Consider the following 639-nt stretch of genomic DNA (forward strand, 5'->3'; position numbering starts at 1 on the left):
TCGTAACAGAGTTGGCGAGCGCTTTTCCATCAATTGACTAACTGTAAAGGCGAGAGGAAACATCAACACGAGTGCCAAATCGTTAGGGTCGCCCAGCACTGAACCAATGGAACGCCCAATCGACACGCGAGTGCCTTCGACTAAATCAATGCCGTTCGCTGCGTTGTTAAGCGCGACTAACCCAATCAACATGCCGGCGACGATGATCGCTCGGGACATTTGAGCTAGCTGCTGCGGTTTGGTGATCAGCCAAGTGATCGCCAAGGTCATCACAATGATTTTCCAATACGTATTTTTAAATACAGTGATGGCAATATCTCGGCTAGAGGCGAACACAATCCCGATGATAACTAGCCCCCAGAAAATGCACAGCCACTTGAGTGAAGGGTGCCAGAATGCCGTAAGTTGACGACTTAGCAGTAGATGAAAAGCTAGCGCAGCTAACGCGCCAAGGGATAAAAGCAATGGAATTTTAAAGCTGTAAATGGCAGGAAACGCTTCGTGAATGCGGAAAAAAGAGAAGATAACGAACAGTGTCACGAGCCAAAAGGTTTGATTGAGGACGAATAGCAATGCCAACGGTGCAAAGCACACTGCCACAATCAAAATGGGGTGAGGCATCACGATCCAAAGCAACGC

The 639-nt window shown here is 48.2% G+C and carries 1 pseudogene; it reads right to left on the minus strand.

Annotated elements, in window-relative coordinates:
* A pseudogene (locus R7040_RS27430) lies at positions 1-639 on the minus strand (hypothetical protein); the annotation flags it as partial.

This window comes from Vibrio sp. 1069 (genome assembly GCF_033340555.1).